The sequence below is a fragment of the Streptomyces sp. NPDC002055 genome (assembly GCF_040296705.1).
GTDB lineage: Bacteria > Actinomycetota > Actinomycetes > Streptomycetales > Streptomycetaceae > Streptomyces.
This window is the reverse complement of the sequence record NZ_JBEOXS010000002.1, coordinates 154,320-173,768: the sequence shown is the minus strand read 5'-3', so window position 1 is coordinate 173,768 and position 19,449 is coordinate 154,320. Positions and strand designations below refer to the sequence as shown.

The 19,449-nt window shown below is 70.9% G+C and carries 13 protein-coding genes and 1 pseudogene; 8 read left to right on the top strand and 6 right to left on the bottom strand.

Annotation, left to right across the window (positions count from 1 at the left end):
* Positions 1 to 81: 81 nt before the first annotated feature.
* Positions 82 to 1,005, top strand: a complete 924-nt coding sequence (locus tag ABT112_RS01690) for a LysR family transcriptional regulator (RefSeq protein WP_351504367.1) — start codon at positions 82 to 84, stop codon at positions 1,003 to 1,005.
* Positions 1,006 to 1,785: 780 nt separating this feature from the next.
* On the opposite strand, the pseudogene ABT112_RS01685 reads toward ABT112_RS01690, so the two are convergent.
* A pseudogene (locus ABT112_RS01685) lies at positions 1,786 to 1,965 on the bottom strand (oxidoreductase); the annotation flags it as partial.
* A gap of 193 nt (positions 1,966 to 2,158) precedes the next feature.
* Between ABT112_RS01685 and ABT112_RS01680 the strand changes: the two are divergent.
* From ABT112_RS01680 to ABT112_RS01650, 7 genes are all read left to right on the top strand, one after another.
* Complete coding sequence (locus ABT112_RS01680) at positions 2,159 to 4,897, top strand: AAA family ATPase (protein WP_351504365.1); 2,739 nt, start codon at positions 2,159 to 2,161, stop codon at positions 4,895 to 4,897.
* A gap of 260 nt (positions 4,898 to 5,157) precedes the next feature.
* Positions 5,158 to 7,227: an ATP-binding protein gene (locus tag ABT112_RS01675; protein WP_351504363.1), complete on the top strand. Its 2,070-nt coding sequence runs from the start codon at positions 5,158 to 5,160 to the stop codon at positions 7,225 to 7,227.
* Positions 7,228 to 7,370: 143 nt separating this feature from the next.
* Entirely contained in the window at positions 7,371 to 8,744 is a 1,374-nt protein-coding gene (locus ABT112_RS01670) for an aminotransferase family protein (RefSeq protein WP_351504361.1), read from the top strand.
* A gap of 87 nt (positions 8,745 to 8,831) precedes the next feature.
* Positions 8,832 to 9,476 carry a nitroreductase family protein gene (locus ABT112_RS01665; protein ID WP_351504359.1) on the top strand — a complete coding sequence of 215 codons (645 nt, stop codon included), beginning with the start codon at positions 8,832 to 8,834 and terminating at the stop codon, positions 9,474 to 9,476.
* A gap of 46 nt (positions 9,477 to 9,522) precedes the next feature.
* Positions 9,523 to 10,527: an aldo/keto reductase gene (locus ABT112_RS01660; RefSeq protein WP_351504357.1), complete on the top strand. Its 1,005-nt coding sequence runs from the start codon at positions 9,523 to 9,525 to the stop codon at positions 10,525 to 10,527.
* Positions 10,528 to 10,561: 34 nt separating this feature from the next.
* Positions 10,562 to 11,701, top strand: a complete 1,140-nt coding sequence (locus tag ABT112_RS01655; protein ID WP_351504355.1) for an acyl-CoA dehydrogenase family protein — start codon at positions 10,562 to 10,564, stop codon at positions 11,699 to 11,701.
* A gap of 24 nt (positions 11,702 to 11,725) precedes the next feature.
* Positions 11,726 to 12,739 carry a 3-oxoacyl-[acyl-carrier-protein] synthase III C-terminal domain-containing protein gene (locus ABT112_RS01650; protein WP_351504353.1) on the top strand — a complete coding sequence of 338 codons (1,014 nt, stop codon included), beginning with the start codon at positions 11,726 to 11,728 and terminating at the stop codon, positions 12,737 to 12,739.
* On the opposite strand, the gene argJ is transcribed toward ABT112_RS01650, so the two are convergent.
* The 5 genes from argJ to ABT112_RS01625 form a co-directional block, all read right to left on the bottom strand.
* Positions 12,717 to 13,898, bottom strand: coding sequence for a bifunctional glutamate N-acetyltransferase/amino-acid acetyltransferase ArgJ (gene argJ / locus ABT112_RS01645; RefSeq protein ID WP_351504351.1), 1,182 nt, complete (start codon positions 13,896 to 13,898; stop codon positions 12,717 to 12,719). The genes ABT112_RS01650 and argJ overlap by 23 nt on opposite strands.
* Positions 13,899 to 14,078: 180 nt before the next feature.
* A complete protein-coding gene (cs1, locus tag ABT112_RS01640) occupies positions 14,079 to 15,053 on the bottom strand; it encodes a clavaminate synthase Cs1 (protein WP_351504349.1) in 975 nt (324 codons plus the stop codon).
* Positions 15,050 to 16,000, bottom strand: coding sequence for an agmatinase (speB, locus tag ABT112_RS01635; protein WP_351504348.1), 951 nt, complete (start codon positions 15,998 to 16,000; stop codon positions 15,050 to 15,052). Before speB ends, cs1 begins: the two co-directional genes overlap by 4 nt.
* A 71-nt stretch (positions 16,001 to 16,071) precedes the next feature.
* Positions 16,072 to 17,598 (bottom strand): asparagine synthase-related protein, encoded by a 1,527-nt coding sequence (locus ABT112_RS01630; protein WP_351504346.1) that lies wholly within the window; start codon positions 17,596 to 17,598, stop codon positions 16,072 to 16,074.
* 2 nt (positions 17,599 to 17,600) lie between these two features.
* The gene (locus ABT112_RS01625) at positions 17,601 to 19,316 is read right to left on the bottom strand and encodes a thiamine pyrophosphate-binding protein (protein ID WP_351504344.1); all 1,716 of its coding nucleotides are present in this window, start codon (positions 19,314 to 19,316) and stop codon (positions 17,601 to 17,603) included.
* Between the last annotated feature and the right edge of the window lie 133 nt (positions 19,317 to 19,449).

Genomic DNA, 19,449 nt, shown 5'->3' with positions numbered 1-19,449 from the left:
ACCGGCGGCGCGGACCAAGCGTTGCCGACCCTGGCACCCTGGATCCAACACACATCAGTCATGGACGTATGAGGCTGCCGCATGCCCGTGAACCTCCCTCAGCTGAGGGCCTTTCTCGCCGTCGTCGACACCGGGGGTTTCAGTGCGGCCGCCGCCGAACTGGGCATCAGCCAGTCCGCGGTGTCGCACGCCGTCGCCGCCCTGGAACGCGAGCTGGACGCGCCCCTGCTGGTCCGCGCCACCCCGGCCCGGACCACGGCACTGGGGGAGCGGGTCCTGCCGCACGCCCGCGTCGCCCTGTCGGCGGTCCGGGACGTGGCACGGGTCGCGGCCGACGCCGCCGGGGAGTTGACCGGCACCGTGCGACTGGCCGTCACCCCCTCGGTCGGCCGGGGTCTGATGCCCGGACTGCTCCGGCACTGGGGCGAGGACCGGCCACGGATCACGGTCCGGGTGTTCGAGGGCGACAGCGCCGAAGTGGCGTCCTGGCTGGAGAACGGGACGGCCGATGCCGCCGTGCTCGTCGACCCGCCGCCCGGCCCCGGCGTCCAGCTCGCCGTCGACCACTACGGCGCACTGCTGCCCCGTGACCACCCCCTGGCCGATGAACCGGCAGTCGGCATCGGCGAGTTGGCGGACGATGCGTTCCTGATCTCCCCCAAGGCCTGCGAAGCGCGCATCCGTGCGATCCACCGCGCGGCCGGGCTGCCCTTCACCCCCGCGCAGCGGGTCCGGGACCTGGCGACCCTGGTCGGCATGGTGCAGGCCGGTCTCGGCGTGACCGTCCTGTCCGAGGTGTCGCGCCCGTCGATCCCGCCGGACCTGGCCCTGATACCGCTCCGGCCCCGGACCTCGCGCCGTCTCGTGCTGACCGGACCGCAGGCCGGCCCCTGGCATCCGGCCGTCCGCGCTCTCGCCGAGTCGGCCACCGGGCACCTGGCCCGCGATGTGCCCCGGCAGCCCGCGGAACCCGACGCAGCGGCACCACGGCCGGCCGGAACCTGAGACCACCGTGGGGGTGCTGCGACGGTGCCAGGCCGGCCGGTCAAGGCCTTCCCTGCCGCACCGGGATCCGGCCATGGCGCCTGCCCTTGTCGGCGGGGCCACCCGGTGACGCACCGCTGCCGGCGCCCGGCGCTACGCGCGCACGCGGCCCAGGCGGTGCGGGCGCGGCGCCGGACGATTGGTTCCGTCCTGCCCGGGAAGGTCCGATGGGGGCCGGGTGTCCCGGCCGGGGCAGCCGCGGACCGGACGCCCACACAACCGTGGCCGTCGAGCACCACGGGGAAGCGGAGGGATGCAGGTGACCAGCACTCGGTGCCGTCCCCGGAGCGCGGGCCGTCCCCGGGGCCGCTCCCGCGAGGAGCGCCCGAAGGCCCGCGCGGCCGGGCCGTCCCGCACGCGGCACCGCGCGGACCGGTGCATCCATCCGAGCCCACCGACGGGTCGTCCCGTCGGACGGTGATGTTGTAGCTCGAAATTCCGGCCGCGCCAAATGCGGGCCGAAGCTGATGATTTGGCTACGTGTACCTCGGGCCAGGGCCTTGAGGCTTGGTCGTGGGCGATCAGACGTCGAGGCTTGCCGTCAAGGTGCTCTGCAGCGCCCGCATGGCCTGTGGGTGGGACGAGGCACGGCATAGCGGATCTCGACCACGATGAGGTCGGAACGCTCGCTGGTGCTGGGGGCAACCGGCGAAGTACATGCCGCGCATCTCGCGCGGCCCGTCGCCGAGCGGCCCGCGGACGCGTGATGGTCTTGCTTCAGCGGCTCCTGTCCGCCCGTTCTCAGACGGTTCCCGCGAACGCGTCGACACCAGTGAGCTCGGCCGAGAGCTTCCACAGTCGCGCTGCCTGCCCGGGGTCCGTCGCGTAGCCGCGCACGCCGCCGGAGAGTTCACCCTCGCCCGCGGGCTCCGCGATGTCGCAGTCCTCGCAGTAGACGCCGCCCATGCCCGTCAGCTGCGGGCGGCCACCCTGTGAACGCTTCCGGCCGCATAGCTGAAAGATGCCCTGCCGGAACTCGTGAACGGCCGCTAACCTGAGGATCGTGCCTTTCAGTGGCATGTACTGAAACATCCGATTGTTGCGGGAATCCCGCCACCTCCACGCCCTGGGGACGGGCGCGGATGGCCCCTGTGGAGCTCGGGGACATGGGGAGGTGGGTGCGGTAGACGGCCGGAATGCGACTGAGCTCGTCGGGCGCCGGCAGGAAACTGAGCTGCTGGGCCGGGCATTGGACCGGGCCAAGTCCGGAGCGGGCGGGTGCGCCGTGCTGCTGCGTGGCGGGGCGGGCATCGGCAAGACCGCCCTGCTGGCATGGGCTGAGGAGCGGGCGCGTGCGGCCGAGTTCATGGTGCTCCGGGCCATCGGCAGCGAAGCGGAGACGGAGTTCGCCTTCGGTGTGCTGCACCAGATCCTCTGGCCGCTGCTGGAGCGCTCCGAAGGTCTCCCGCCGCACCAGCGGGAGGCGCTGGAGAGCGTCCTGGGCGTACGCGCCGGGATGCCGCCCAGCGGGTTCACCGTCGGGGCGTCGGCACTCGCCCTGCTCGCGGAGGCCGCACGCCGTCGGCCGCTGCTGCTTCTGTTGGACGATCTGCACTGGGCCGACTCCTCCAGTGCCACGGTGTTCGCCTTTCTGCAGCGGCGGTCCGCCGAGCTCCCGCTGGTGATCATCACCGCGAGTCGCCCCGGCGGCATGGCGGTGGAGGCGTGGTCGGCCCGGCTCGTAGAAGTCGAATCTCTCGGCCATGCCGACTCGGGCGCGCTGTTGAAGCGATGCCATCCGGGACTGGCGCTCGGCACCGCCGACCGGGTGCTGGTGGAGGCGGGTGGCAACCCGCTGGCGCTCGTGGAGCTTCCACGGCAGTTGAACGAGGGGCAGCGCAAAGGGGTCGTACCGCTGCCGGAGCGGCTTCCGCTCGGAGAGCGGCTTGACCGGCTGTTCGCCGAACGGCTGCGCGCGTTGTCCCCGGCGGCCAGGCGGGTGCTGCTGCTGGTGGCGCTCGCCAGCGGTGCTGTGGCGGGTTCCGCCGGCGCCTGGCTGCGGGCAGCGGGGGAGGACGCGGAGGACGTCCTGGAGCACATCGAGGCCGGCGGCCTGGCGCACGTGGACGCAAGTGGGAGGCTGACGTTCCGCCACCCATTGGTGCGCAGCGCGGTGGTCTCCGCGGCCACGCGGTCCGAGCGGCGTGAGGCGCACCGGACGCTGGCCAAGGGATTGGTGTCCGATGATCCTCGGCGCCTGGTGCACGAGGCCTCGGCCACGCTCCTCCCGGATGAGGACCTGGCCGCCCGGCTGCACGAGGCCGGCCTGCGGCTCTCACGACGCGGCGGCGACGCGGAGGGAGCGCTGCTCGTGGACCGCGCCGCGGCCCTGAGCACCGACCCCGCGGACCGGGCCAGGCGGCTCACCTGGGCTGCGGTGATGGCCGCCCGCAGCGGTCAACTCTCCTACACGGCACGGTTGGTGACGGAGCTCAAGAGCGGGCCGGTGCCGCCGGACATCGCGCCGCTGTTCGCCTACGCGGTGGTGTATGTGGACCAGAGCCACAGCGTTGACTTCGAGTCGTCCTTCACCCTGCTGCCCGGAGCCCTCGACGCCCTGGCCGAGCCGGGCGCGGAGGCCTTCGGCGGCTTGGCCGAGCAGGTGTACTTCAAGCTGCTGCTGGCCGCCACCTACACCGGTGACCCGGGGGCCTGGCGCGTGCTGGAGGAGCACCGGGAGAAAGTCTCCGACCTGGCGAGGCTGTGTCACCGGGCGTGGTCCGACACGGCCCGTACCGCGCACGCGGTGCCGGCGGAGCTGGGCGCATGGGTCGAGCGGATGAGCGAGGAGCAGGAGGCGGGCGCCGCCTGGCTGCTGCTGTGGACCGCTTCGGCGGTCGACGTTGCCGATGGCCTCTTGTGGCGGCGCTTCACCGGACAGCACGGCTACGCCACCCAGGGCACGATCGCGAAGGCCAAGTGCTACCACGACTTCCTGCGTGGCCGCTGGGACGCGGCCCCTGACTGCCTGCGCGAGGCCGAGGCCGCGGACGAACTCGGGTATCACTGCAACGCGCTGTTGTTCCGGCACTACTACGCCCACTTCCTTGCCGGTCGGGGCGACGAGGCAGGGCTGGCAGAGATCGACCGGCGGATCAGGCCGGTGGCGGCGCGCGCCCGTATGCGGTTCGTCACCGACCACCTGGACCATCTGCGCGCTCTGGCCGCGCTGGCACACGGCCGGTACGAGGACGCGTACTGCCGGCTGGTGAAGATCACATCACCCGGCGTCCTGCCTCCGGGGCTGCCCTGGTTCCACCTGCCGTTCTTCGACCTCGTCGATGCCGCCGTCCATACCGGGCGGCGATGTGAGGCCCAGGCGCACGTCGCGGCCGGGCGGGAGGCGCGGATCGAGGAGATCTCCGGGCACCATGCCTTCCTGCTGGCCGCGGCCACCGCCCTCGCGGCGGCTGATGACGAGGCGGATGACCTTTACCGGGCCGCGTACTCCGTTCCCGGCGCCGACCAATGGATCTTCGAACTGGCCCGGCTGCGGCTGGCCCACGGCTCGTGGCTGCGCCGCCGCCATCGCGCGGAGGCCCGCGATGTCCTGAGTGAGGCACACCAGGTGTTCCGGGAGCTCCACGCCGGGCCGTGGGCGCAGCGCTGCGCGGAGGAACTTCGGGCCGCCGGGCACTCCGCGGGAGCGAGCGTCCCGAACGGGCAGGGAACGCCGCTGACCGCCCAGGAGATGCGCATCGCCCAGCTTGCGGCCACCGGTCTGAGCAACAAGGAGATCGGGAACGTGTTACGGCTGTCCCCGCGGACGGTGGGCGCCCATTTGTACAAGATCTTCCCCAAGCTCGGCATCTCCTCCCGGGCCGCACTCGCCCGGGCGCTGAACGGTGACTGAGCCGGCCCCCTCGACTGACGACTGAGGTGCCGTCGGGCGCCGACAGTCAATTGACCTATTGCCCGTGCTCGGGCGGGGGCCAAGCTGAGTACGAGTCAGAGCGCAGGGCCGTGGGAGCCCAGGTCCGGGGAGCGCCAGAGCAGGGGCCCGCGCTCGTGGGGGCGGGACCCTTGGGAGGAAGAGGAATGACGGGGACAACTCTGCCGGGGCAGCAGCGCGATGACGCTCCGTGTCGGATCCGCATGCCGGCCACCGGCGCTGTGCCTGCCGCGGTATCCGCGTTCGGCACCATGACCGTACGGCTGCCCGGAGGACCGTTGCAGCTGGGGCCGCCGCGCCGCCGCGCCGTGCTCGCGCTGTTGCTGATCAACGCCGGCAAGGTCGTGCCGGTCTCGTCGATGGCCCGGAGCATCTGGGAGTCCGGGCCGCCGGATCAGGCTGTCGCGACACTGCAGTCCTATGTGTCACGGTTGCGCGGGTCGGTCGCCACCAAGCCGCTGTACGGCGGTGGGGTGCTCCGGCTGGAGTACCGCTCGCCGGGGTACGTGCTCCATGCGGACCCGGACCACGTCGATGTCATGAGGTTCGAGCGAACGGTCGAACGCGGGCTGGCCGCCCAGCGGCACGGCGAGCCCCGGGAGTCGTTCGCGTTGCTGTCCGAGGCGCTGCGTCTGTGGACTGCTCCGCCCTTCGAGGATCTCGCGGCTTACGAGTTCGTGGACCGCGAGGCGGAACGACTGGATCAACTGCGGCTGACCGCGGTGGAGGCGCGCGCTGACGCGGCCTTCGTCCTGGGGCGCAGCGAGGAGGTCCTGAGCGAGCTGGAAAGCGAAGCCGTTCGTCATCCGCTGCGCGAGCGGCTGGTGTTCCACCTGATGCGGGCTCAGTACCGCAGCGGTAGACAGGCGGATGCCCTGCGCCAGTTCGCGTGCACACGGCAGTACCTCGCGGACGAACTCGGTGCGGACGTCGGCCCGGAGCTGAGACGGGTCCACGAAATGATTCTCCGTCACGATCCGTCGCTCGCTCCGTCCGCGTCCTGCCGGAGCGCATCCGGGGTGCCGCTGGTGAGTGGGCGGTCCGCCGAGCGGCATGGGGAGTCTGATGAGCCGGTCGCTGCGACAGGGCCGTACGGCCCGGGGGAGGGGCCGATGACCTCCGGTCCTTTTGCCGGGCGCCGGAGCGAGCTGCGGCGGTTGCTGACAGCCGCGGAGGCCGGGCACCGCGGGGACGGACGCACCGTGCTGCTCGTCGGGGAGGCCGGTGCGGGCAAGACCAGGCTCCTGCGGGAATTCTCCCGCCGGTGCCGGGAAGTCGGCACCGACGTGGTCACGGTCCACTGCCCGCGGCGCGACGACGTGCCTCCGTACTGGCCCTGGATCCAGGCGCTGCGCCGGGTGGCGGCACGCCGGCCGGATGCCGTGGACGTTCTGCCGGACGGCGTCCGGCATGTGCTCGCGTCCCTGATCGCCGAGCCGGCCCCGGAGCCGGACGCGGGCAAGGAACCGCAGTGGCCGGGACCAGGGCGGTTCGCGTTCCACGACGCCATGAGCCAGGCATGGCTGGGACTGAGCCACCGCCCCTTGGCGCTGGTGCTGGAGGACTTCCAATGGGCCGACTCCGCCTCGCTTTCCCTGCTGTCCTTCCTCGCGGGCCAGTCGGCCCACTCACGCTTCCTGCTCGTCGTCACCTCCCGGACCTTCGCCGTCGCCGACGCCCCGGCCCTTCGGGCGATGCGGGCGGCGGTACTGCAACTGCTTCATGCCGAGGAGATACGGCTGGGCGCGCTCGATCCGCACGACACCAGGAGGATCGTCACGGCCGTCCGGGGGGACGGTGTCGACTTGTGCCCCGCACTCCACGAGCGCTCCGGGGGCAATCCGTACTTCCTGATGAGTCTGCTGGAGTCGCTCCCCCTCGGGGCCACAGCCGAGGACGTGCGGGAACTGGTGCCGACGGTGGTACGGGAAGTGATCACCGAGCGGCTTTCCGGGCTCCCGCCGGACGTCCTCGCCGTGCTGGACGCCTGCGCCGTAGCCGGCCCGGACGGCACACGGGGAACGGTGGACGACGGCCCGGCCCGCGGAGACGCCCTCCGCCGGGCCGTTCGCGGGGGCCTGCTGGCAGTGGACGAAGCAGCTCCGGATCGTGTCCACTTCGTGCATCCGCTCGTCCGGGACGTCGTGCGCCAGGAGCTGCTCCTCACGGAACCCGACGACCACCCGGGCTCGTGCTCGGCCGCCGCCACCGTTCCGGCGCCTCCCGGGTTGCGTGAGGCGACGCACCCGCGGGCGCACCACGTCGCCCTGAGGGCGGTGCCGTCGGCATAGGCCGGTGACCCCGCCCTTGTGGGCCGCTTGACGTTCCGCTCGTGCTCCGCGTCAGCCGAGCACAACGCCCGGCTGCCAGACTCCCTGCAATCCGGCAGCCGTTCGCCGCCATCGTGTGCCACCTGGCCGAAGGAGCGTTCCCCATGACCATCTCCCGGAAGGCGTCGACGCCCGGACCGGAGCGGACCGCCCAGTGGATCCGGGCCGACCGTGACCGGCTGCTGCACCCCAACCTGGCGGGCAGCCGCACGGACCGCACCGTGATGGTCGAGGGCCGTGGGTGCCACGTCCGCGACAGCACGGGGCGGGAGTACTTGGACGCCGCGGCGGTTCTCGGCATGGTGCAGGTGGGGCATGCCCGGGCCGAGATCGTGGAGGCCGCCGCAGCCCAGATGGCTTCACTGGAGTGCTTCCACATCTGGGAGAGCATGAGCAACGACAAGGCGATCGAGCTGGCCGTCCGGTTGACCGAGCTCGCACCGCCCGGTCTGGAGCGGGTGTTCTTCACCAGCGGCGGAGCGGAGGGAAATGAGATCGCTCTGCGCATGGCCCGGTTCTTCCACTACCGCAGGGAACAGCCCGAGCGGACCTGGATCCTGTCGCGGAAGACGGCCTACCACGGCATCGCCTATGGCGCCGGCAGTGTCTCGGGACTTCCGGTCTACCACCAGGGGTTCGGCCCCACGCTGCCGGACGTGCACCATCTGACGCCTCCGGACCCTTACCACTCCTCCGAGTACGCCGGTGAGGACGTCACCGAACACTGCCTGCGGGAACTGCGGGAGACCATCGAACGGATCGGACCGGACCGGATCGCGGCGATGATCGGCGAACCGGTCATGAGCGTCGGGGGCGCCGTCGTGCCGCCGCCGGACTACTGGCCGCGCGTCGCGGAGCTGCTGCGGTCCCACGGCATCCTGCTGATCTTCGATGAAGTGGTGACGGCCTACGGCCGGACCGGGCACTGGTTCGCCGCCGAACACTTCGGGGTCACGCCGGACATCCTGGTGACCGCGAAGGGGATCACATCCGGCTACGTCCCGCACGGTGCCGTGCTCATCACCGAAGAGGTGGCGGCCGCCGTGAGTGGCTCCACGGGCTTCCCCATCGGATTCACGTACACCGGGCATCCCACCGCCTGTGCGGTCGCGCTCGCCAACCTGGACATCATCGAACGGGAGAACCTGCTGGACAACGCCACCAAGACCGGCGGTCACCTCGCCAACAGGCTGGCGTCGCTCCGGGATCTGCCCGTCGTGGGCGATGTCCGTCAGATCGGCATGATGCTCGGCGTCGAACTCGTCGCGGACAAGACGGCCCGGACCCCGCTGCCCACCGGGACGGCTCCGGTGGCACAGGCCCTCCGGGAGGACGAGGGCATCATTCTGCGCGGAAACCCGCGGTCCCTGTTGATCAACCCTCCCCTCGTGATGGACCGCGGCACAGCCGACGAGCTGGCCGACGGGCTGTACGCCGTCCTGGAACGCGTCGGCCCCGACGGACGGATCCGGAGCTAGCGCCACATCGGGACCGCACCGGACGGCACGTCGACGCCTGCAACACCCGGCTACGCCCGCGCACAACGGACGAACGAAGGACGGCTCATGTCACTGCTGGACCTCACACCGGACGAACTGCTGACGACCACACGATCCGTGCGCAAGCGACTGGACCTGACCCGCCCGGTACCGCTGGAACTCGTCAAGGACTGCATCCGCGTCGCCCTGCAGGCTCCGTCCGGCAGCAACCGGCAGACCTGGCACTGGATCGTCGTGACGGACGCGGACCAGCGAGCCGAGATCGGCCGGTACTACCGGAGAGCCGTGCAGACCTATCTGGGGTCCGACGGTGCCTGCGGGTCCCTGTTCCCGGAAGACCCGGAACGCCACGCCGTGCAGCGGCGCGTGGGCAGCAGCGTCGCCCACCTGGGTGAGCGGATGGGCGAGGTGCCCGTCCACGTCATTCCTTGCCTCGACGCGAGCCGGGCACCGGAGTACAACGAGGCGGGCAAGTGGGGATCGATCATCCAGGCCGCGTGGAGCTACATGCTGGCCGCCCGCGCACGCCGGCTGGGCACTGCCTGGACCACCCTGCACCTCATGTACGAGAAGGAGATCGCCGAACTGCTCGGCATCCCCGACGGCGTTGTCCAGGCGGCTCTGATCCCGACGGCGTACTCCCTCGGGACGGAGTTCAAGCCCGCCGCGCGGCAGCCCCTCGACGACGTGCTGCACCTCGAGGCGTGGTGAGCCCCTGCATGCACGCACATGAGTGGTCACCCAGGAGGGCAGAGGGGTGAAGGACGGCCATTCACCCCTGCCCACTCGCAGACTCGGCGGGCTGGAGGTCCCGGCACAGGGCCTGGGCTGCCTGAGCATGACGTCGTTCTACGGACAGGCGGACCCCGCGGAGGCCGTCGCCACCGTACGCAGCGCCGTCGACCGGGGCGTCACCCTGCTGGACACGGCGGACGTCCAGGGGCTCGGCGACGGGGAGCGACTGCTGGGGAAGGCCGTCGCGGGCCTACGGGAACGCGTGCTGATCTCCACCAAGGTCGGCCTGGAGCGCGACCGCGACGGGGAGTTCCTGGGAGTCCGCGGCGACCGCGCCTACATCCGGGACCGCTGCCACGGCTCGCTGCGCCGCCTCGGCGTCGACCACCTCGACCTCTACATCAAGCACTGGGCGGCACCCGGGGAACGGATCGAGGAGGCGATGGGTGCTCTCGCGGAGCTCGTCGCCGAAGGCAAGGTGCGCCACCTGTGCCTCTCCGAGGTCTCCGCCGGCACCATCCGCCGCGCCCACGCGGTGCACCCGGTCACCGCCGTGCAGAGCGAGTGGTCCCTGTGGAGCCGGGGCATCGAGGCAGAGGTCGTGACGGCGTGCCGGGAGCTGGGCATCGGCATCATCGCCTCCTGCCCCCTCGGGAGAGGCTTCCTGACCGGCCGGATCGCCTCGACCGCAGACCTCGGTCCCCCCGGGGACTTCCGCCGCACCCTGCCGCGGTTCGCCCAGCCCCACCTCGCACGCAATCTGACCGCTGTGGAGGCGTTGCGGCCGCTGGCCGCCGGCCGCGGTCTCACCGTCGCACAGCTGGCCCTGGCCTGGCTCCACCACCAGGGCGACGACGTGGTGCCCATCCCGGGCACCAGCCGCCGCAACCATCTGGAGGAGAACCTCGGCGCCGTACGGGTCGAACTGACCGCCGATGAGCGGGCGGCCCTGGAGGCCGTGGTGCCGGCGACGGCTGTCCACGGCGAGCGGTACCCGCCCTTCCTGATGCGGCTCGTCGACAACTGAAGCCGCCCCGGCACTCCTGGAGAGCGTGAGAGAGATGAAATTCCTGCAACGTGACCTCGATGCCTGCGAGACGCTTCTGCCGGGCCTCGCCGACCGCCTGGCCGAGGTGCCCTTCGACCGGTTGGAGTCCCCCGGGAGCCCCGCCATCTCCCTGTTCCGGGAGCACGGGGGTACCAATCTCCTGGTGCCGCGCGCCTTCGGAGGGATCGGCGCCTCCGCCCTCGACGCCGTCAGGGTCATCCGGGCGCTGGCGTCGCTCGCACCGTCACTGGCGGTGGCGACCGCGATGCACCACTTCTCGGTCGGCATGCTCTTCGCGGTCGGCCCCCTGTACGACAGCACCACCAGCATCCGCACGTCCGTGCTCGACGTCGTCGCGAAGAACCGCTCCTTGATCGCCTCGGGCTTCGCCGAAGGGCGGTCCGGCCGCGGCATTCTCAGTCCGACGGTGGAGGCGCGGAAGACACCCGGTGGCTATCTCGTCACCGGGTCCAAGAAGCCGTGCAGCCTCTCGCGGTCGATGGACCTCCTCACCGCCAGCGTCGCGCTGGAGGGGGACGACGGTGCTCCCGAGATGGGCCTGCTGGTGCTCCCCGCCGACCGGCCGGGCATCTCCGTCCATGACTTCTGGTCGACGTTCCCCCTGGTTGCCGCCGAGAGCGACGAGGTCCGCCTCACGGATGTGTTCGTCGAGGAAGACCAGATCCTCCGGACGCCACCGAACGCGGCGGAGAAGCTGGACGAGCTCAACGAAGCCGGCGTCATCTGGTTCCAGATGATTGTCGCCGCCTCCTACACCGGCGTCGCAAGCTCGCTGGTCGACCTGGTGTTGCGCGACCGGCGGGGCTCGGCGGCGGAGCGCGCGCAGCTGTGCCTCCTCGTCGAGACCGCGGTGTCCCTGGTGGAAGGAGTCGCCCGAAGGATCATGGACGACGACCTCGGCAACGACTGTGCCGCTGCCTCCCTGTTCACCCGGTTCTCCGTGCAGGACCTCCTCGTCCGGGCTGTCGGCCAGGCGGTGGAGATGCTGGGCGGCATCGCCTACATCACCTCGCCGAAGGTGGCCTACCTGGCTTCCGCCGCACAGGCCATCGTCTTCCATCCGCCGTCGCGGATCAGCATGAGCGAGGCGGTCGTCGAGTACTACGCAGGCAAGCCGTTGTTCTTCTCCTAGCCCAGCGAGAGGGTGGTGTGCGTCATGGCGGGAATCGTCGATTTCGAGATCTCGCTGCCGTCGTCGCGGATCAGCGTCCGGCAGATGGCCGCGAAGTCCGGTCTACCGGAGGAGGAGGTGCGTGCGATCACCACATGCGACAGCATCCCGGTGCTCGGAGCCACCGAGCGGGAATGGGAACTCGCCCTGCGAGCCGCCCGCACGGTGCTGGAACGCACCGGGGTACCTCCCGAGGCCGTCCGGACCGTGATCTATGCCGGCTCCGGCGAATGGGAGATGCCCTACTGGACGCCGTCGGCCAAGGTCGCCCACGAACTCGGGATCGAGCAGGCGTACTGCTTCGAGCTCGCGAACTACTGCAACGCCATGACGGCAGCAGTGCAGATCGCGTGCGACCAGCTGGCGTCGCGGCGTGATGGGTACGCGCTTGTGCTGATCGGTGACCGGAACAGCACGATGCTGGACTACGGAGAAGCCGACTTCAAAGAGCTGTTCAACAACGGAGACGCGGGAGGTGCCCTTCTGCTGTCGGCGTCCGGCCGGGTGGCAGAGGTCCTGGGGTCGGCGATGCGCACCGACCCGAGCTGGTCCGACTACTACACCGGCGTCCGCAGAGGCGACGGGATCGTCGTCCGCCGCAACGGATTCCGCGACGGGTTGGGTGACGCCTACATCGAGACCTACGTCGCGCTCACTGCGGAGCTCCTCACCTCTGTTGGCAGAGACATCACCGATGTCGCCGCCATGCTCGTCACCCATGGCGACCGGCGGATCCACGAACGCCTGTTGCGGGAACTGGGGCTGCCCGAGACCAAGACCGTCTTCAACTACCACCGGCTGGGGCACATGGGCAACGCGGACACCCTGATCGCGATGCAGGACCTGATCAGCGCGAACAGCCTCAGCCGCGGAGACCTGGTCCTGCACGCCACCAGCGCCCTGGGCTTCAGCTGGGGGGTCATGGCCATGGAGTACGTGGGGCCCTCACTCACGGAGCACGACCCGGCGGCTGACGTCATGTCGAGTAGTCCGCGTTGAGCCGGACGTACCCCTCCGTCAGATCGCAGCCGTACACGGTGAAGGCGCCGTCCGAAATGCCGAGATGAACGCCGATGACGACCTCGCCGCCCCGCATCCGCTCGGCGACGGCGGCGCGGACGTCGTCCTCGTCCCCCGAACCGGGCAGGCCGGGCGGGTACACGGGCACATCGCCGAAGCGGATGACGACCCTGCCCTGGTCGATATCGGTGTCGGCAGAGCACTTGCCGATCGCCATGGCCACGCGGCCCCAGTTGGGGTCGCCGCCGTGCACCGCGGTTTTCACCAGGGGTGAGTTGACAACGGCTTTGCCGACGCGTTTGGCCTGCGCGCTGTCACGCGCCCCGGTCACGCGTACTTCGATGAGCTTGCCCGCGCCCTCGCCGTCACGGGCGATGTCCTTGACGAGCTTCAGCGCCACCTCGTGGAGGGCCTCTTCGAACTCCGCGAGGTCCACCGGGCCGGCCAGCCCGTTGGCGAACAGTGCCGCCGTGTCGCTGGTGGAGGTGTCGGTGTCGATGCTGACGGCGTTGAAGGTCCGGTCCATGACCCGGCGGAAGACACGGTCCTGTTCGTCGGGGGCCAGCTGGGCATCGGTGGCGAAGAAGGCCAGCAGCGTGGCCATGTCGGGCTCGAGCATGCCGACCCCCTTGGCGATCCCGGTGATCACCGCTCGGCCGACACGAGCACAGGCCGTCTTGGGCCGCGTGTCCGTGGTCATGATGGCCCGGGCCGCCCGCTCGAAGCCGCCCTCGGGGAACGGCGGTGACAGGGCCTTGAGATGGTCCCGGATGCCCGACATCGGGTACTGCCGGCCGATCACACCCGTGGAGGCGATGAGCAGTTCGTCCTCGGGCAGGCCCACCGCCTGCGCCACCGATGCGCGAACCTCATGTGCGTTGCTCTCGCCCTCGGCGCCGGTGGCCACGTTGGCGTTGCGGGCCAGGACGACGACTCCCCGGGCCACGCCGTCGGCGGCTGCCGCGCGGCTCAGTGTCACGCTGGGGCCGGCGAAACGGGAGCGGGTGAACACCGCACTCACCACGGCCGGCACGGTGGAGATCAGAACGGTCAAGTCGTCCCGTCCGTCGTCTGCGAGACCCACCGGTGCGGTGTGCACGGCGAATCCCCGCGGTTCATGCTCTGCGCCAGCTGTCATATCTATTCGCCCATCCGTATAAAGATGCTGGGCTCCAGCTTGGCAGCCCGCGCGCGGGCGCGCCAGGGTGACTGGACCCTCCGGCTGTCGGATGAGCGTTCGAGGCGGCATCGCGCCTTGTCAGCAGTTGCTGGAGTGCGCCAGTGGGCCGCCACGGGCGGCCCACTGGCGTCCTGTGACTCAGTGGCGCGGTACGAAGTCCACGACGTCACCGGCCCGTTCCCCTCCGGACAGCTGCCCGTTGCGGTCGGTGCGGATGTAGACCCGGTGCAGCCAGCGGTCCTTGCCGTCCCACCGCGGTGTGAAGGGGGTCCGGGCGTGGGTGGTACGGAAGTTGTCCACGATCAGGACGTCACCCGGGACGAGGCGTACCGGCTCGCGCACCTCGTCGAGCGCCTTCGAGAGCACGGCGAGGGCTTCCACGTCGGCGTGGTCCCGCGGGGCGAGCAGCTCGCGGTCGTACCCGAGGAATGGGTCCCGCGGGTCGCCGTACAGAGGCTTGACGTCGGCGATGGCCCCCGGGTCCTCGGCGCCGCCGCGAAAGGCGACGTCCACACGGCAGGGGATGGGCCGGCCGAAGAGATGCGTGCGGATGTCGTCGGGCACGAGGGGCAGTGCCCTGCGGATCGAGCCCACCAGGGTGATCGCCTTGCGCTCGTGATCCGCCCGGGAGCAGGCGAGCATCACGTAGTTCGGCTGGCGCACGTGGTAGGCCATCTCCGTGTGGAACTCCAGCAGCGTCTCCGAGGTCTCGGAGGACAGGTAGTGGGCTCCCGGCGACGGGTAGACGTCGTGGTACACGGAGGCGGAGCGCAGTTCCCGGTAGCCGGTGTGCAGGCCCAGGCGGCGGCCGACGATCGCGAGCATGGCCTCCAGGTGCAGCAGCGGCCGGTCCACCGGCGCGGGTGTGCGGTCGGGCGTGGTCGGCAGGACGTCGTCGTCCTCCACCGGCAGCCCGCGCAGCAGCAGGTACCCGGCCTGGTTGCCGTCGGCGTTGAACGCGTCCAGCGCTGTTCCCATGAGCTCGGGGAGCGCCGCGGCGGCGGTGTGCGCCGCGTCGAAGAAGCCGTGCAGGTCGCGGCGGGGAACCCGGGGCAGCCCCGCCGCCAGCGCGAGCAGTTCGGCGGAGTGCGGGGAGCAGGGCAACACGGTCACGAGGACGTCCTTTCCGAGGTGTGTGCGCGGGCGTACTGGTACAGGAGCTCGGCCCCGATTTCGGTGGCGAGGACTGAGGTGATCCCGCCGTGGTCGTAGAGCGGCGAGACCTCCATGACGTCGAAGCCCACCGGATGCAGATCGCCGGTGGTGCGCAGGAGGGCGAGCACCTCGCGCGAGGTGGGACCGCCCGGGGCGGGCGTGCCGGTGCCGGGGGCGAACGCCGGGTCCACGACGTCGATGTCCACCGATACGTAGACCGGCGTGTCGCCGATCCGTTCCCGCACCAGTTCCCCGGTGGCCTCGGGGCCGAGAGCGCAGAACTCGTCCGAGGTGACGATCCGCACCCCGTGCCCTCGGGCGTAGTCCAGGGAGTCGGGCCGTGGATTGTGGCCCCTGATCCCTATCTGGAGCATGCGCTGCGGTTCGACGAGCTTCTCCTCGATGGCATGCCGGAAGGGCGTGCCGTGGTGGTACTCGCCGCCGTAGAAGGCGGGGTTGGTGTCGGAGTGGGCGTCCAGGTGCAGTACGGCGACCGGCCCGTGCTCGGCGGCGACGGCGCGCAGGGCGGCGAGGGTCAGTGAGTGGTCGCCACCGATCATGAGGAAGGCGGCGTTGTCGGCGAGCAGTTCGCTCAGTCGCTCCTGGGCCGCTTCCATCGCCATGTGCATGTTGAACGGCGTCAGATCGATGTCGCCGGCGTCGACGCAGTCGATCAGGTCGAAGGTGCCGGGCCCACGGTCGATGCCCACCCCATGGATGAGCCCGGATTCGTGGCGTACGGCTCGCGGTCCGAAGCGTGCGCCGGGCCGGTAGCTGGTGCCGCCGTCGTAGGGGGCGCCGATGACCACGACGTCCTTGCCCCGCGGCGACGGGTTGTGCGGAAGGCGCATGAACGTGGGGAGCTGGGCGTAGCGGGGTGAGACGGTGGTGTCGATGCGTTCCACGGTGCGGTCCCTCCGTGCGGCGCGACCGGCAGCCGGTCGCGGGACGGGTCCATGGCGGTCGGGTGACGGGCTCATTGCGGGACCGGACGGACGCCCGAGAGCAGCCGGGTGGCGACGAGCTCCACCACGGCATCGGTCGCCACCTCGTCCGGGTGCCGGCCGCCTACGACGACGCGGTCGAACAGCTCCGCGACAACCAGGCTCTTGGCCTGGTGCACGCGGTCGTGAGGGACACCGGCGTCCGTCAGCAGCCGGGTGAACGACGAGGTGGTGCCCGATCCCTCGTGCACACCGAGCTTGGGACGGACGACGACCTCCCGGGGCAGGATGTCGCCCATGGCGGCGCGCAGTACCCACTTGTCCTGTCCGTACCGGCGCTTCAGCCCCGCCTCCAGCGACACCAGGACGTCCAGGACGTCGCGGTCCCAGTAGGGATGGGTGGACCAGTGGCCGGCGATGCCCGAGAGGACGGGTGACATCTCATTCAGCCCGTCGAACGTGTCCATGTCCCGGCAGACCGCGGTGTCCAGCTCCGGAAGCCGGTCCTCGCGGTGCATGCCCCCCAGCGGGATGTCGGCCCCGTAGCCGGTGAGGATGCGCCGGCCCGTGCCCGGAAGACGCAGGTACAGAGCGGTCAGCGGCAGCAGGTACTCGATGACGTCGGGGTCGAGGCACTCCGCCGCCCAGACCGTGTGCGGGAGCCGCCGCAGCAGTTCGGCGGTCGGGATGACGATCTCCTGGTGCGCGGAGCCGAGGTGCCGGGCGACCACCCGGGCCTGCGGGAACTCGTCGGCCTCTTCGGTACCCATCGAGACGGTGTCGATCGGCGTGGCCGACCGGCGGGCGGCCAGCGCCGCGACGCTGGAGGAGTCGATGCCGCCCGAGAGCACCACCAAGGGGGTGTCCCCGCTCGTACGGCTCCGCACCGCAAGCTCCAGGGCCCGGCGTACGGTCCCGGCCGCCTCCTCTTCCGGGACGATCCGGCGGGCTTGCGGTGGTGACCATGTGCGGTGCGTGCCGCAGTTCCCGGTGGCCACCTCGATGTCCAGTACCGTGCCGGCCGGGACCTGGTGAACGCCGGGCAGCCGGCGGACCGGCCGCGCGGCGAGGGACCGCCCCTCGGGGGCTGTGCGCAGCGCCTTGGCCTCCGTTGCCGTCAGCACACGGCCGGGAGCGGCGGACACATGGAGGGGCAGGGAGCCCGCGTGGTCGGTTGCCAGCACCGCTCGTCCGGGGGCGGCGAGCAGTGCGGCGAACCGGCCGTTGAGCAGCCGGAACGCATGGACGTCATAGAGGCCGAAGAGCGCCAGGACCAGCGCCGCGTCGCTGCTCGGCAGGGTGTGGCCGGGCAACAGCCGGAGCAGATCCTCCTGGTTGTACAGCTCCCCGGCGAGCACCAGTGTGCTCCCCTGGGTGTGGGCGAGTGCCGCGTCCGGCGCCCCGGAGTGCAGCAGGACGCCGCACAGGCTCTGGTCGGCCGTGCGCTCCCTGAACGCCGCCCGGGCAGTGCGGGAGGCGAAGACCGGGTCGATCGGCCGGCCGTCGTCCTGGCGGATCTCGGCGAGGAAGCCACTGGCGGAGGGAAGGTTCTGCGCCATGGTCAGATGCTCAGAGCGCCGAAACCGCCGGCCTGGAAGTCGTAGTTCACCGGCACTTCGACCAGGAACGGCCGTCCGAGGCCGGCACCCTTGCGCAGAGCGGCCATCAACTCCTCACGGCTCGTGGCCCGGGCCGCCTCGACCCCGTTGGCGCGGGCGAGTGCGGTGAAGTCGACGCCGGTGAACTTCACTGCCGGATCGTGTGACCGGTGGTGGCCGAGGTTCTGGTACAGCTCGATGAGTCCGTTGGTGTCGTTGTTGACGACGACGGTGACGATGGGCAGGTTGAGGCGGGCGATCGTCTCCAGGTCCGCGCTGTTGGAGTGGAAACCACCGTCCCCCGCGATGAGGAACGTGGGCTGACCGGGCCGGGCGAGCTGGGCTCCTATCGCTGCCGGAATGCCGTAGCCGAAGCTGGAGCACCCGGCAGAGGTGAGAAAGCCGAACGGCTGGTCGGCGCGAGCGAAGAGCACCCCGTAGTGCCGGAAGAAACCGATGTCGGAGACGATGGTGCCCTCGCCCGCCCCGGCGGTCTCCGCCATGACGGTGTTCATGGCATCGATCACCTGGTGGACCCGCAGGCCGTCGTCGTAGTGGCGCGGGTCGGCCAGGAACTCGGCGATCCGTTCCCGCAGCGGCGTGATGTCGTGCGGAGTCTTCGCGGCGAGGGCGGCCGTGCGGCTGTCGAGATACTCGACGAAGGCCCGCACGTCGGTGACGATCTCGACGTCCGGGCGGTAGACCCGGGGGATCGGGTTGGCCGTGGGGGAGACGCGGACCGTCATCTTCTCCCCACCGCGCCGCCACATCGACGGGCGCAGGTCCTCGGCGTAGTCGTAGCCGAGGGTGAGGACGAGGTCCACGGGCCCGAACAGGGTCTCCAGGGCGGGGAAGGACAGGATGCCGTCCATGTAGCCGGTGACGGCACCGTAGTTCAGCTCGTGGCCCTGGGGGAGCACGCCCTTGGCGATGTAGGTGGTGATGACCGGGATGCTCAGGCGCTCGGCCAGCGCGCGGATCGCCGGCACGGCCCCGGAGCGGATCGCGGCGGCGCCGACGACCAGAACCGGGTGCTGCGCCGCCCCGAGCAGCCCCGCGGCCCGCTGAGCGGCTTCCTGCCAGCCCTCCTCGACCGTGCCCAGGGGCTTGGCCGGAGTCCTGGCCTCGGGGTGCGACAGAGAGGTGTCGATCTCGCTGCCGAGGAGGTCGACGGGAAGGGAGATGAAGCTGGGGCCGACGGGCTCGGTCATCGCTGCCGCCACTGCCGAGTCCACCAGATCGGTCACATCGTCGGGACGCTGGAGTTCAACCGCGTACTTGGTCATCGGTCGCATCACGGCGACCGAGTCCAGGCACTGGTGGGTGTCGTTGGGGAAGATGTCATGCGACTCGGACTGGGCGGCGAGCGCGATGACCGGCGATCGGTCCAGGACCGAGGTGGCGACACCGGTGGCCAGGTTCGTCATGCCGGGCCCCAGCGTGGCCCAGCAGGCCTGCGGCCGGCCGCTGATCCGGGCGAGGACGTCGGCGGCGACCCCGGCGGTGAACTCGTGCCGGGTGAGCACGAAGTCGATGCCCTCCACCTCGTCGAAGAGGATCGACGCGGCCTCCCGGCCGACCACTCCGAACACGGTGCGCACGCCGTGGTCGTGCAGACGACGCAACAGAGCATGGGCGGTAGTCGGGTTGACGCTCGGACCGGTGGAGACGCGAGACATGGCAACTCCTCTGGGAGGAAGGGGCGGACGCGCCGGACGCTCACCGGGCGCGCGGGTGGTCGCGAGCTCGGTGGGCGGTTCGGCCGGTTCCGACGACTTTGCCGGAGGTGCCTTGCAGGGCCATGGACGGAAT

What these genes read in the sequence shown, in the direction of transcription:
- ABT112_RS01625 (WP_351504344.1), bottom strand. Translation starts at nt 19,316, where the DNA reads ATGTCTCGCGTCTCCACCGGTCCGAGCGTCAACCCGACTACCGCCCAT.
- ABT112_RS01630 (WP_351504346.1), bottom strand. Translation starts at nt 17,598, where the DNA reads ATGGCGCAGAACCTTCCCTCCGCCAGTGGCTTCCTCGCCGAGATCCGC.
- argJ (WP_351504351.1), bottom strand. Translation starts at nt 13,898, where the DNA reads ATGACAGCTGGCGCAGAGCATGAACCGCGGGGATTCGCCGTGCACACC.
- ABT112_RS01655 (WP_351504355.1), top strand. Translation starts at nt 10,562, where the DNA reads ATGAAATTCCTGCAACGTGACCTCGATGCCTGCGAGACGCTTCTGCCG.
- ABT112_RS01670 (WP_351504361.1), top strand. Translation starts at nt 7,371, where the DNA reads ATGACCATCTCCCGGAAGGCGTCGACGCCCGGACCGGAGCGGACCGCC.
- ABT112_RS01690 (WP_351504367.1), top strand. Translation starts at nt 82, where the DNA reads ATGCCCGTGAACCTCCCTCAGCTGAGGGCCTTTCTCGCCGTCGTCGAC.
- ABT112_RS01665 (WP_351504359.1), top strand. Translation starts at nt 8,832, where the DNA reads ATGTCACTGCTGGACCTCACACCGGACGAACTGCTGACGACCACACGA.
- ABT112_RS01650 (WP_351504353.1), top strand. Translation starts at nt 11,726, where the DNA reads ATGGCGGGAATCGTCGATTTCGAGATCTCGCTGCCGTCGTCGCGGATC.